Origin of the sequence: Mesoflavibacter zeaxanthinifaciens subsp. sabulilitoris (genome assembly GCF_014191595.1) — a bacterium.
GTDB classification, from domain to species: Bacteria; Bacteroidota; Bacteroidia; order Flavobacteriales; family Flavobacteriaceae; genus Mesoflavibacter; species Mesoflavibacter zeaxanthinifaciens.
Genome location: NZ_JACHWV010000010.1, coordinates 42,818 through 55,186 on the forward strand (window position 1 = coordinate 42,818; position 12,369 = coordinate 55,186).

Sequence of the window (12,369 nt, forward strand, 5' to 3'; positions counted from 1 at the left end):
ACATGGTAAGCATATTTTAATTCTTATTTCTTTATTAAGTAATTGTTTCATATCTACTTGATAATTATTTTTTTATTAATAGTCTTATTACTACTCAAGTTAACTCTTACTAGATATACTCCTTTACTTAAGTAGTCTGTATTTTTTGAATAGTTCTCTGTATTACTATTTATAGAATCTTGGAATATCTTTTTCCCTAGAATATCAAATAGTTCTATACTTACTATTAATTTATTCTTTGGATTATAAAGAATTAACTCTGACGAACTATTATTGTGATATACATTTATACTATCTGCAGTAAATTCATCGATAGATAATGAACTCTCTTGAAATGTTATTTCAAAACGATCTGGATAACTACCGGATACTAAATTAATTTCAAAATTTGTAGTTCTTAAATCAGTATAAGTATCATTTAATATATCATGAATATAAATAGGCTGAGTTGAATCAAAATTTTGTACATCTATAAGTCTAAATCTTATTAACTCATCATTATCTAACGTTAATTCTAACGGAAGTATTAAATCGAGATTAAATGCATTTGCTTGAGTAACTAATTGATTGATCCCTTGTGGCCAAAAAATATCAGATGGGAGTATAGTGTTTATTTTACTTTCTACTCCATAATCTTCACCAGGTGTAAAGCTATTTTTTAAATTTTGAACTAATTGTCTTGTATAAGTATTGTTAAAATCAATATTCAGTCTAAATCTTTTACAATCTGATGGAACTATTGAAAGTCCATCTGGTGTATAATTAATTATTGATGAAGTATTATTAGTTGAAGCTGATTCAACTATACTATTAGTACGGAAGAACTCACTTTGAATATCACTTTCTTTATAAAATGTTCTAAAGCTGTCAGATATTATAATACTTCCATTAGTTAAGCCTTTAATAATAAAACCTTGACCAATAGGAATGTATCTTTTAGCTATTTTTCCAGAATTTGAAACATTACCAACACTATTAAGATTACCTGAAGTATCATAAGTATTAAATGTTGCAGGAACAAATGTTTCAATTGATCCTGAAGCATCTATAGTGTAACTCGCATAACCACCTTTATAATTAGCTAAATTGTGAGAAGTTACATTTTGATCTTGTTCCCAATAATATAAAGTTCCTGTATCTAATAAAGAAGCGTTATTAACATTATGTATTAATGCTACAGCATCTAAAGCCGATGGATATGGATTTCCTATAAGAGTTTCTTTGTTTGCTTCTACTGCTACTGTTATTTCACCTTCATTTGGTTTACCTCTAAAATCATATAATTGGCCAGAAGAAACTGTTGCACCAATAACCCCTTTCATTGTGAATCCATATCCAGTTTCCACAGTACCATTTTGTCCTACATAAATCCAATCATTATAATTCATTCCTGGATTATATTTCCACAACCAATAATCTTCTATATTTAATGGATTACTTGTACCATTATAATTATTTGTAGAATAACCAGCTAGATTACTATTTAAATTATCTAAAGCATCATAAATATTTTGATTAGGAATGAATGTATTATTATCTGTTGTATTTACAGATACATTACCTACTGGAGAACACCAATAGTTGTAAGAATAATTATTAGAAGTACCTTCCTGGTAAACACTTAATTGTCCTATTCCAGAATTACCTGTTGTTCCTGGTCCTTGTATTAATTGCGCATTATTTCTCAAATACATAAGTGAATTAATATTTTTAAGCTCTAAATTATCTTCAATATAGAAGACTTCATTAGTAACATAAATAGATTCACTATTTATAACACTAACTTGAGATATTGATAGATGAGAAATAAAAATTAATATTATTAAATTAATGTTTCTCATAATTATAATGTTACTTGAGTTGTTGTTAATACGCCATTAATCATTTCTATCTTATAATGATTACCATTAACTTTATCTTTCATAATAAGATGTCCATCTTCTATTAATAAGTTACCATCATAAATTTCTACTTTTTCATCATATTGAGGACTAGTTAATGTATCTTTAAAAACAGTTTTGCCTTCTAAAAAAGAAACAGTTCTAGATACTAATGGAGGTAATACTTCTAAACCTCCATTAGTAATTCTCATACCAGAATCTGCAGTTATATCAACATAATAGTAATCTGAACCTATTTCAATATTTCCAGATGAAGCAGATATAAATTGAACATCTCCATCTATATCCGATAATGTAATTGTAGAACCATTTAAGTTTATTCCACCATTTAATTCTAATTCATTTGTAGTAGAATTACCTATATCACTTACCGCTTGAAGGTTAGTACTTTCTTTTAATGCTATAACACCTGTTTCATTTGGAAGTTCATACGATTGGTTTTGTGTCAATAAATTTTGATGTATAGCTCCTATAAAGTCTGTTTCAGGATTACCTACTCCTAAAGAGCCTCCAATTGTATAGTTTGTATAAAACCATTCTTGGTCTATATCAATAACCGCTTTAAAATCTGTATAGGATGAATCATAGTCGCCAAGTGTTACAATTAAATCACCACCTGATCTTGTTCCTGTTTCATAATAACCTTGTAACCCTAGATTATTTATACCTTTTAATGCTAATTCTCCAGATTCATTTGGAAATATAATACTTCTATCTGCAGTATTACCATTATTTTTCAATTGCGTTGTGTAAGCTCCTGTAATAAAATTAGTCCAACCATTTACTTCTAAACCTGATTTAGCTTTTATAATACCTGAATTATCATCGATAATTAATTTTGTTCCATTACCACTATCATCAAAATCCCCTAGGGTTACGTTTAAATCTGCATTATCTCTAGTTCCTGTTTCTGAATATCCTTCATGAGCTATTTGCAATTGTGAATCAATCACTATTCTACTCCATGTTGTACCATTAAAGTAGCTAAATGATTGCTCTGTTAAATCATATACCATTAATCCTGTAGCTGGATTTGAAATGTTAGATTTTTCTAAAGTAGTTAAACGAGGAATTAAAATTCCCGAATTGTTTGTATCTAAATCTAAAATAGATGATGGATCAGGATTTGTAGTTCCTATTCCTACTTGAGCATAAGTTAATTGACAAACTAATGCTAATAAAATTAAAATGTAATGTTTTGTTTGTTTCATAATTTGAATTTTTAAAATATTATTATTTACAAAAATATAAATTATTTACAATTAATAATCATTTTATTATAAATTTAATATTTAACCCTTTTTAGTTAATAACACCTTTAAACATTAATAATATAACCTTATTTATCTGTTGTATTTTAAATATCAAATTGTAAATTATTTGTTTTCTAGTTTATTATTCTTATTTTTGAAATCAATAAAAAGTAAAGTTTTCCGTTTAGGAAATATTTCAGAAATTAATAGGTATTTGAAGAATAGTATTATACCTTTTAAGTAATTAAAGCCAGTTTTTATAACTGGCTTTTTATTTTAAGGGAAAGAAAAAGAGTTTTAAGTATAAATTTATTATTTCTTTATTTTATAACTAAAATATTTTCAGAATTAACATAAGAATTTGATAGTAAATAGTTTTTTACTTCATTAATTTCTATTCCAAGTCTATAGGCTATTTCTTGAGTATTATAACCTTTTTTATTTAGTTTTTGAATCTTTAGAAAATTAGAATCTATTTTTTTCTTGTTTTTTAGAAGTCTATTTTTAGCTAAAATCTTATAAGAATACTCTTCTACATTTTTAATGTTTTTATCATAAATTAATTTTCTCATTGCTTTGGATATAATTAAATGGTTTAAATCCTCAGATTCAACTGTAATTATACCTTTAATAGATCCGTTCCAATACTTAACAGCAGCTATAACTAATTTTGTTTTCATTATGGTTTATATTCTTTTTTAAATAATTTTTTTGGTGCTTTTAAATACGGTATATATCTTGAGAAGAAATCATTCAGATTATCTTTAAATTTTGCTTCTGGTATTTCTTTATAGGTAAAACCTGATTCGTAAGTATTAATTATTGTATTAATTTTATCCCATTCTTCAGAAATGGAAGTTTTTTGATTTTCAACGTTAATTTTTTTACCATCGATGATTTTGTGATTAAATATGTCTTTTTTTAAATGAAGTTTAGAATAACCAAAAGATAACTCAAAATCTGTGTTAAATTTATAGACTTCATAAAAAAAATTTATTTTATGGTAGTTATTAAAGCCGCTTAAACTATTTAAACCTTTATTAAGGAAATTTTGAAATGTTTTAATTTTTTTTGAAAAATCTATATATGAAAGATGAATGCATTTTTTTGAATAAACATTATGCTCCTTTTTATTGATTTTATCTAGTATTACTTCAATCAATTTACTATTTTGATACTTTAGTAAAAATTTTATGCTAGTATCATCAGAAAGGTGCATATATACTTCCTCAGAATAATAATATTTTTTTTGACCTCTCTTTTCCATTGTATAAAATGGGTAGTAATAATTGTATTCTAAATCAAATTGCATATTTTATTTTTTTAATAAAGACTCTAATTCATTTATAATTTTAAGACTAACATTTTTTAATTTTCTGAAAGAATTAATATCTATGTCTTCAGCGTATATAAAAGGTTTGTTGTATCTACAATATTGGTTGTTTAATAGAGTTGTTCTTAACCTTAAAGATATATTATATTGATCCTGTACCCAATCTTCTATAGGAGTTTTATTTTCATCAGAGTTTAAATATATTTTAATCTCTTCCTTTTCTTCCTTACTTAAGGACCTTACAAATAATCTTAAATCCATTTTAATAAATTTTCTTTACATTTATAACAAAAGTAGTGTTTTTACACTACATATAAAAATATTTTACTACATTTGTATAATAAATTACTAATCATATGAATATAGAAAATTCTAAACTAAAAGATTTTAGAAATTATATTTATCATAAATCTATTGAATTTGGAGAGGATTTGATGCCAGTAGATGTAGTTCAAATTATTTTAAAAGCAAATAGATCTGGAAAATTTAAATATATATTAAATACAACTTATTATTTATGGACTTTTGAGTTATTAATTGATGTTTATGAAAGTTGTGGTTTCTCTTTTCCTGAAGAACATAAATTAATTTGTATTGATAATCACGATGAATATTTTAAATAACTTTAAATATGAAAATATATACAATACCTTTAAAAGTTTTTATTTATGCTGAAAGTTTCGGAGGAACTTGTGTAAGGTTTTGTCTTCCAAAAGGAAAGGTATTTTACACTGTTGAACTTCTTCCTGAATATGGAATTAAAGATGGTAAAATTATAGGAAGACTTAGAAATAAAGAATATTATTTTGATATTAATACTAAGGTGCTATGTGATTGTAGATATTTAAAGGATTATTGGGATACATGGAAGAATGGAGAAAGATTTTTTAATCAATGGTTTATAGAAAAAAAAGATGTTCTTTAAATCTAAGTTATTAATATAAATGAAATATAATTAACTAATGGTACTAGATTCAATTGTAGATAATTTACAAGAGACACGTTTAATAAGTGTATCAACTGCAAATAAACTAAAGAAAAGAGAGCTTGTTGAAAAAAGCGAACTTATTAATCTTAATAGCCTTTTTGCTATGTATGAAGAATATGATAATTGGAATATAGCAGTTAATTTATATACTAATCCAAGTGAAAGTGATGGTAGCATTGATTTTCACTCTTGCTTATATGTTATTAAAAATGATTATAATGATAAAATGATTTTAGATAAAAGAAAAACTTTATTGATGCATTATGAAAAATGGTTTAATGACTTAGTTAATATTAAAATTTTAAAATCTAAATAATCGATGGCATCATATATTTTAGTTTTAGACAGTAGATTTTCTACATATTGGACTTTATCCGATGATGATGGAAAACTTGTTTTTTTTGAAAGTTATAAAGAAGCAAAAAAGGTAGGAGAAAACTTAATTAAAAATAAGGAAACTAATACTTATGATGTTTTTAAAAGTAGATAACTAACCATAGTAAATTAATACTAAAAACAAATTAAAATGAAACAAAAATTAACAACAACAGTAATGCATCATCTTTTTTTATGGGTGTATAATTGGAAAAAGGAAGATTTTGAAATTGCTTTTAAATCTTCACATTTAGGATGGCAATATCAATGGGATAAATTTCAAGGTAATTTATCTGAAAATAAAGACAGTAGTACAGCTATTCTTGAAACGGTTTTAAATATGGATGATCTACATCAAGAATTACTATTAGATTATATCATAAATCAGAAGTATGCTAATTCTATAATATCTATGGATGAAAATAAAACTTGGATGAAAAGTGCTGAATTTAAACAATTTTTAAAAGATACTAATGAATAAACTATATGTATTAACTCATTTATATGATATTTGTGGTCAGGATGTTTTTTTTATATCTAATGAAGAACCTGAAATAATATTTAAAAAAGCTATATTTATTCAGTTAAGAGCTGAAGCTATAATTGATGAATCTAAATCGATAAGTACTAGGAATTTAGCAAGTATTTTATTTAAACATATTGAGGCAATAGAAATACCATTTAAAAATGAATCAAGTGCATTTAGAATAGATATGTACGAATTAAGAGAGTCTTTTTGTTCTATAACAGAAGATTTAAAAAATGAAATGCAAGAGCATTTTAATTTACAGATCCTCGACGAAGATATAAGTAATTCAGATGATACAATTATATAACTAAATATAATATCAATGGATAAAAATAAATATTGGATGAAATTATTTAAGCTATTTACAAATGTTTTTGCTTTAGTGTTTATTGTTGGTTTTGTTTTTTGGGTTCTGTACATAAATATTAGTCCTAACAGTACAGGTAAGGTCGATGATTTTTTTTTGATTATAATGATATTAATTTCTATAGTAATTACATTAATAATAGGGTTTAAAAAATATATGAAAAACAATAAATTACCTCGCTGGTTTAGAATAATAAGATATTACTTCAATTGTCTTTGGTATCATGTTCTTTTTCCTATTGGAATAGAAGAAGATAACTTTACTAAACAATTTAAAAATGAAGAGTAATTGATAAGTTAAAACCTATTTTACATAAGAAAAATTATAATACATAAATAATGTGATAAATTATAGTGTTTTATCACTACAAAATGTATGTTTGTATTTTAATACATGATATGATAAGAAAATTAATCGATATAGGGGCTCATAAAATAGGAAACAAAAATAAGCTAGGTATTTTCATGGGGTTTAATGAAAAGTATGCTAGACAAAGGGTAAATGAGCTCTACAATAGAGAAAGCGCTTCGTTGCCAATTTTAGAAAAACTATTAGAAGCAGCTGAATTAAAAGAACCATTAGAAAATTCAATAAATAAAGAATATAAAAAAATTTTTAAAAAATAATTTTTATATGTAGTGCAAAAACACTACATTTGTTAAACACTTAAACCTTAAACTTAAATGCGTATGAAAAAAATACTGTTTATTATTATGCTTTCTTTTTTATTCAATTGCAGGGAAGATGCTAAAGTTGTAGAATCTAATAAGAATGTAGAGTCTATTATTTCTATCGATGATCTTAAAAAAAATAAGATATCAAAAGTAAAAGATGAAATTATCTTATTATTAAATAATGAAAAGTTAGATAGATTATATTTTAAACAAAAAATATTACCTTTGATTGATAAATTAGTAATCTATAACAAAGACAATTATCAAATATTAAAAAAAATAGGTGATAAAGTTTCTAAAGAAACAAATACTGAAGCTTTTAACCTTGGAATTCAAAATTTAAAAAACGAACTTAAAAAATCTTAATTATTATGAAAAATTTATTAAAATTCACATTTGTATTTATAGCTTTATTATCTTTTTTTAATTGTGAAAATGATGATTCAGTTAGTGACCCTATTATATCTGAGGATATAGTTTTAAAATCAGTTTTACAACTTAACTTAGAAGCTAATCCTGATAAGACTTATTTAGATTTCCCTTTTCCTGTTGGGATGAATGATTCTTATAATTCAAATACTATAATAGGTTGTATTTTTACAGAACCTTATACTTCCGAAAATTCAATTGTAGAAGCAAAATTAGTAAATAACAACTTAAATGGAACTTTAACTTATGAAGGAGAAACTTATAGTGTAGGAGAATCTATTATTGTTGATGAACTAAATCAATGCATACAAAACTTTTACCAATCATCTTTTTACTATGTTGGTTTAGAAACTGGTACACATGAAATTGAGATAGAGATAACAACTTCACGAGGGACAACTTATAGTATAATTGAAACTATTTTATTTGAGTAAAATAATTTTTATTAGATAATTTAAAAGGGGTATAATTATTATACTCCTTTTTTTATGTAAATAAATTTTCGTTTGATTTTATATTAAAATAAATGCTAAAACTAAATAAAAGAGTAAGAGAAATTACTTATAAATATTCTTCATTATCAGGACAAATAAGTAGTAAAAAATTAAATAAATCAGTTCAATTTGAATCTGCTCTTAAAAGAGATTTCATTTATCTATTAGAGTTTAACCTTGATGTTAAAGCATATTTAGAGCAAAACAATAAGTTAAGAAAATATACTCCAGATTTCATAGTTAGCTATCATGATACTTTTAGAAAAAATGAAGTGATAGAAATTAAATATCAAGAAGAGTTAGACAAAGAGGATGAAGATCTTAAAGTAAAATTAGAAGCTGCTAGATTATATTGTATTAAAAATGATTTGATGTTTAGGGTTTGTACTGACGAATATATTTATATTAAGAATAAAACTAGACTAAGAAACTTTAAATTTCTAGCTAGGTACAGAGATTGCTTTGATGGAATTGATTTTAAGAAAACAGGTGTCGAAATTGATGCAAAAGATTCACTTTTATTACTAAAAAAACTTAGAACAGAGAAAAAAAAAGATCATACAATAATTGAATTAATAGATCTAATTACAAATAACAAAACTCAAAAAGCGCAATTAATTTTTTTAACTTGGCATATGATTGCTAATAATTTTATCCTTTATGATAAAGATAGTTGGTTGAATTTGGATTCAAAAATATGGGCTCATTAGTTTTAAATTTTAATATTAGAGAAAAGGTATAACTTCTTTTATTACATAAATACTCTTTCTGATAACTTTAAATGTTTTTAATAAATAAAGCCAGATTAAATATCTGGCTTTATTTATTAAACTGTTAATCTACTAGGTGATTTAAATAAACAATTTAAAGAGAATAATGATTATCATAATTAGGAATTACTACAGATTTCCAATAAGATTCTTTTCCATCAGTTGTAACAAATTTAATATAGAAAACATTTACATTACCAACAGTGTTAAATGGAGCAGGATTAAACATATCATATGCTCCAACTGTTTTATTGTCGATATCTTGTGCATAAGTATTACAACCATCTGCAGCTGTAACAAATGGAGTACATTTAGGCTTATTACCACTCATATTTAAAGTGTTAAATACAACATGAGCATTATTTGTTACTAAACCAGATTGTAATCCAGGACTACCTCCGTAAGTATTATAAGTATTAGTAGTAACTGTGTTACTAAAATTTAAATTCTGTTCAATTACATTACCGCTACCTACACTAGAAGTTATATAGATTTTATCTAAAGTTTGATTAGTAGCTAAAAAGTCTGATTCTGTTAATACATATGCAATATCAAGTTCAGATCTATTTGAACAACCAGAACTTCCTAATATAACTCCCTGTTTTTGAAATAATCCAACTATATCGTTTGTAAACTTAGGAATAACAACAATTTGAACAGGTATTGTTATTTCTTCTGATCCATTACTAAAATGGAAATTTACAATCATATCTGTAGAACTTGTAGCTTTAAAATATAAAGTGGTATCACCATAAGGTATACTTGTCGAATTTGAATTATAAGGTATTTCAGGATATATTGGAGGAGAAGGATTATAATCATAAAATTCACCACTTTGAATTGCATCACTGTTTTCTAAACTAAGAGTCCATCCTGGAGATGTTTCATAATTATTTATTGAAATAGATTGAATATCTCCCTCTTCTAATTGAATGTAAGTTGGATTAACAAAAATATTTAAGTTATCTACTGTTATAATTTCTGTTGTACTTTTAGTTATAGGTGTCGTATTATCATTAGTTACATAAAAAATAATTTCATGAACACCTGTATTTGAAGGTGTATATTCTAATGAGTGATTTCCTGGACTTATAACATAAGGTTGACCTTCATTAATTAAATTACCATTGTAAATTAAATTACCATTACCAGTATTTGTAAAAGCAAAAGTATAATTTGAGTTACCTACCAATTCAGTAATAGTCAAATCAATGTTTGTTGTAGAATTTACATTTATATTATCACTTGAAGATTGACTTGATACATTAAAGTCATTCAACGGAGTAAAATCAATTACAATATCAGAATCTTCACTAATAGGACTTTCATTAGAGTTTGTAACTGTAAATGTTATATTATGTTCTTCAACATTATTACCTGTATAACAACCAACTGAAGTTCCAGGAACAAATGGAATTGGTTGTCCTTGTGAATATGTATTACCATTATAATTTAAAGACCCTGATTGATCTGTAATAAATATTAATGTATAAGGAGCGCTTGAACCATCAATTTCAGTTAAATTGAAGTTTATATTAACACAATTTTCTATTTGTTCTGAATTTTCTTCAGGAATAGCAGTAAAATTGAATGTAGGTATAACAGGTTCATTTACTTCTATTGTAACACTATCGGTTTCTTCTTGTAAAGTACTTAAATTAATAACAGTAAACTCAATATTAATATTTCCTACCTCAATAGAATTAAACTCCCAAGAAGAGCCTCCAACACTAATAGGAATATAATTATTTGGGTTAATAGTTGTAGCTGCATTTAGTAACTCACCTGTTTCAGAAGAAGTGATCACATATTTAATTTCATAATTTGTTCCAGATGCTGTAGTTTCATTTATATCAAAGAAAATATTTGTAGTTTCTCCTAATATAATACTTCCATCTTGAGGTGTTGCACTAAAAGTAAATTCAATATTTTCAATTACAAAATCAATATTAGACGAATGAGTAACACCATTTGAATCGGTTACTTCAACATTTAAAGTAACATCACCTATTGATATTCCTTTAAAAGTATAATTTGTATTACCTACACTAATATTATGATATACACCATAATCCAAATTAGTGTTACCTTGATATACCTCTCCATAACCAGTGCTTCCTGACTCAATACTAAATTGAACTTGATATGTAATTGAAGGATCATTTTCTGCTTGAGTAATAATAGCAAAGAAATTTTTAATTTCATTTACTAATAATGTTCCATCACCTACTGTAGAGAGAGTGAAATCGGTTGTATTATATAGAATGCTAAAACTTTCTGTTTCTTGAGAACCACCATCACAAGTAATGGTAAAGTCTAAATCATGCGCTCCTTGAGTAGACCCTGCATAAGTAGCTACAAACGAACTAGGATTAGAACCAAGGTTAATCACTTGACCAGGTGTATACGTTGTACCATTATAATCTAATGATCCACTCTCTGAAGTGGTATAAATCATAGTATAGTTTGTACCAGGTACTGTACTATTGACATTAAAGTTAATCGCTACATCCTCTCCTACAATAGCACTATTCTCTGAAGCAATAGCTGTAAAGTTAAATTGACATGCAGGGGCATTATCAACAGTAATGGTTACTGTTTGTGTTTGCTCCTCTCCTGTTGTAGTGTTTACTGCAGTAAATAATAACTCTGTAGTTCCAGCACTACCCGCTTCAAAAGTCCAAGCAAAGTTACCAGTAGTTACATTATAGAACGTGTTGGTATTTAAAGGCGTTCCGTTATTAGTCACACTTCCTGTACCACTAACCATCACATATTTTAATTGATAATCCGCACCACTAAATAAGTCTTCAATAATCGACATATTAATAGCGGTAGAACCACCAGCGCCAATGGTATTATTTTGAGCAGCTGCAGTAAAGGTATACGAGATATCCTGAACATCCATTGCAATAGTTGTACTATGTACTACACCATTAGAATCAGTAACGGTAGCTACCACATTTACTAAACCTACAGCTGTACCTTCAAAATTAAATCCAGTACTACCAATAGCAAGTGGATAAGAAGTCCCTAAAGTAAGCGCAGCACCACCATTATCGGTAATATTACCATTACCAGCAGTACCTGTACCTAAAGAAAAGACGACATCATAAGTAATCGATGGGTCCGTAGCTGTTTGTGATAAGAACAGTGTAAAATCTTCAATGGTATTAACGTATAAAGAGGTATCACCTGCAGACGTTAAATTAAAATCGATATTACTATAAGCAATACTAGCTGATTGAGTTTCTTG

The 12,369-nt window shown here is 26.0% G+C and carries 17 protein-coding genes; 11 read left to right on the forward strand and 6 right to left on the reverse strand.

Going from position 1 to position 12,369, the window contains the following annotated elements; genetic code table 11:
* Positions 1-53 precede the first annotated feature (53 nt).
* The 5 genes from FHS04_RS13915 to FHS04_RS13935 all read right to left on the reverse strand — a co-directional run bounded on the left by FHS04_RS13915 (position 54) and on the right by FHS04_RS13935 (position 4,748).
* Complete coding sequence (locus FHS04_RS13915) at positions 54-1,841, reverse strand: T9SS type A sorting domain-containing protein (RefSeq protein ID WP_106676305.1); 1,788 nt, start codon at positions 1,839-1,841, stop codon at positions 54-56.
* Between the two features lie 2 nt (positions 1,842-1,843).
* Complete coding sequence (locus FHS04_RS13920) at positions 1,844-3,112, reverse strand: hypothetical protein (RefSeq protein WP_106676307.1); 1,269 nt, start codon at positions 3,110-3,112, stop codon at positions 1,844-1,846.
* Positions 3,113-3,474: 362 nt separating this feature from the next.
* Positions 3,475-3,834: a hypothetical protein gene (locus tag FHS04_RS13925; protein WP_106676309.1), complete on the reverse strand. Its 360-nt coding sequence runs from the start codon at positions 3,832-3,834 to the stop codon at positions 3,475-3,477.
* On the reverse strand, positions 3,834-4,466 hold the full coding sequence (locus tag FHS04_RS13930) for a hypothetical protein (RefSeq protein ID WP_106676311.1): 633 nt from the start codon (positions 4,464-4,466) through the stop codon (positions 3,834-3,836). The genes FHS04_RS13925 and FHS04_RS13930 overlap by 1 nt, the downstream gene beginning before the upstream one ends.
* Positions 4,467-4,469: 3 nt before the next feature.
* Positions 4,470-4,748 (reverse strand): hypothetical protein, encoded by a 279-nt coding sequence (locus FHS04_RS13935; protein ID WP_106676313.1) that lies wholly within the window; start codon positions 4,746-4,748, stop codon positions 4,470-4,472.
* A gap of 95 nt (positions 4,749-4,843) precedes the next feature.
* Between FHS04_RS13935 and FHS04_RS13940 the strand changes: the two genes are divergently transcribed.
* The 11 genes from FHS04_RS13940 to FHS04_RS13990 all read left to right on the forward strand — a co-directional run bounded on the left by FHS04_RS13940 (position 4,844) and on the right by FHS04_RS13990 (position 9,053).
* A complete protein-coding gene (locus FHS04_RS13940) occupies positions 4,844-5,110 on the forward strand; it encodes a hypothetical protein (protein ID WP_106676315.1) in 267 nt (88 codons plus the stop codon).
* Positions 5,111-5,118: 8 nt separating this feature from the next.
* Positions 5,119-5,412, forward strand: a complete 294-nt coding sequence (locus FHS04_RS13945; RefSeq protein WP_106676318.1) for a hypothetical protein — start codon at positions 5,119-5,121, stop codon at positions 5,410-5,412.
* A 37-nt stretch (positions 5,413-5,449) separates the two neighbouring features.
* Entirely contained in the window at positions 5,450-5,791 is a 342-nt protein-coding gene (locus tag FHS04_RS13950) for a hypothetical protein (protein WP_106676320.1), read from the forward strand.
* 3 nt (positions 5,792-5,794) lie between these two features.
* Positions 5,795-5,965, forward strand: a complete 171-nt coding sequence (locus FHS04_RS13955) for a hypothetical protein (protein WP_181256095.1) — start codon at positions 5,795-5,797, stop codon at positions 5,963-5,965.
* Between the two features lie 36 nt (positions 5,966-6,001).
* The gene (locus tag FHS04_RS13960) at positions 6,002-6,331 is read left to right on the forward strand and encodes a hypothetical protein (RefSeq protein WP_106676323.1); all 330 of its coding nucleotides are present in this window, start codon (positions 6,002-6,004) and stop codon (positions 6,329-6,331) included.
* Positions 6,324-6,686, forward strand: coding sequence for a hypothetical protein (locus FHS04_RS13965; RefSeq protein ID WP_106676325.1), 363 nt, complete (start codon positions 6,324-6,326; stop codon positions 6,684-6,686). The genes FHS04_RS13960 and FHS04_RS13965 overlap by 8 nt, the downstream gene beginning before the upstream one ends.
* Positions 6,687-6,701: 15 nt before the next feature.
* Positions 6,702-7,034, forward strand: a complete 333-nt coding sequence (locus tag FHS04_RS13970) for a hypothetical protein (RefSeq protein WP_106676327.1) — start codon at positions 6,702-6,704, stop codon at positions 7,032-7,034.
* A 110-nt stretch (positions 7,035-7,144) separates the two neighbouring features.
* On the forward strand, positions 7,145-7,372 hold the full coding sequence (locus tag FHS04_RS13975) for a hypothetical protein (protein WP_106676329.1): 228 nt from the start codon (positions 7,145-7,147) through the stop codon (positions 7,370-7,372).
* A 63-nt stretch (positions 7,373-7,435) separates the two neighbouring features.
* Entirely contained in the window at positions 7,436-7,786 is a 351-nt protein-coding gene (locus FHS04_RS13980) for a hypothetical protein (protein WP_146131281.1), read from the forward strand.
* 5 nt (positions 7,787-7,791) lie between these two features.
* The gene (locus FHS04_RS13985) at positions 7,792-8,283 is read left to right on the forward strand and encodes a hypothetical protein (protein ID WP_106676333.1); all 492 of its coding nucleotides are present in this window, start codon (positions 7,792-7,794) and stop codon (positions 8,281-8,283) included.
* A 92-nt stretch (positions 8,284-8,375) separates the two neighbouring features.
* Complete coding sequence (locus tag FHS04_RS13990) at positions 8,376-9,053, forward strand: TnsA endonuclease N-terminal domain-containing protein (RefSeq protein ID WP_106676335.1); 678 nt, start codon at positions 8,376-8,378, stop codon at positions 9,051-9,053.
* Between the two features lie 154 nt (positions 9,054-9,207).
* Here the strand turns inward: FHS04_RS13990 and FHS04_RS13995 are convergent.
* A partial coding sequence (locus FHS04_RS13995) for a hypothetical protein (RefSeq protein ID WP_183408382.1) occupies positions 9,208-12,369 on the reverse strand: 3,162 nt, incomplete at its 5' end.

Bases quoted from the DNA above. Each gene is read 5' to 3' on its own strand.
- FHS04_RS13915 (WP_106676305.1), bottom strand. From the start codon at position 1,841: ATGAGAAACATTAATTTAATAATATTAATTTTTATTTCTCATCTATCA.
- FHS04_RS13920 (WP_106676307.1), bottom strand. From the start codon at position 3,112: ATGAAACAAACAAAACATTACATTTTAATTTTATTAGCATTAGTTTGT.
- FHS04_RS13925 (WP_106676309.1), bottom strand. From the start codon at position 3,834: ATGAAAACAAAATTAGTTATAGCTGCTGTTAAGTATTGGAACGGATCT.
- FHS04_RS13930 (WP_106676311.1), bottom strand. From the start codon at position 4,466: ATGCAATTTGATTTAGAATACAATTATTACTACCCATTTTATACAATG.
- FHS04_RS13935 (WP_106676313.1), bottom strand. From the start codon at position 4,748: ATGGATTTAAGATTATTTGTAAGGTCCTTAAGTAAGGAAGAAAAGGAA.
- FHS04_RS13940 (WP_106676315.1), top strand. From the start codon at position 4,844: ATGAATATAGAAAATTCTAAACTAAAAGATTTTAGAAATTATATTTAT.
- FHS04_RS13945 (WP_106676318.1), top strand. From the start codon at position 5,119: ATGAAAATATATACAATACCTTTAAAAGTTTTTATTTATGCTGAAAGT.
- FHS04_RS13950 (WP_106676320.1), top strand. From the start codon at position 5,450: ATGGTACTAGATTCAATTGTAGATAATTTACAAGAGACACGTTTAATA.
- FHS04_RS13955 (WP_181256095.1), top strand. From the start codon at position 5,795: ATGGCATCATATATTTTAGTTTTAGACAGTAGATTTTCTACATATTGG.
- FHS04_RS13960 (WP_106676323.1), top strand. From the start codon at position 6,002: ATGAAACAAAAATTAACAACAACAGTAATGCATCATCTTTTTTTATGG.
- FHS04_RS13965 (WP_106676325.1), top strand. From the start codon at position 6,324: ATGAATAAACTATATGTATTAACTCATTTATATGATATTTGTGGTCAG.
- FHS04_RS13970 (WP_106676327.1), top strand. From the start codon at position 6,702: ATGGATAAAAATAAATATTGGATGAAATTATTTAAGCTATTTACAAAT.
- FHS04_RS13975 (WP_106676329.1), top strand. From the start codon at position 7,145: ATGATAAGAAAATTAATCGATATAGGGGCTCATAAAATAGGAAACAAA.
- FHS04_RS13980 (WP_146131281.1), top strand. From the start codon at position 7,436: ATGAAAAAAATACTGTTTATTATTATGCTTTCTTTTTTATTCAATTGC.
- FHS04_RS13985 (WP_106676333.1), top strand. From the start codon at position 7,792: ATGAAAAATTTATTAAAATTCACATTTGTATTTATAGCTTTATTATCT.
- FHS04_RS13990 (WP_106676335.1), top strand. From the start codon at position 8,376: ATGCTAAAACTAAATAAAAGAGTAAGAGAAATTACTTATAAATATTCT.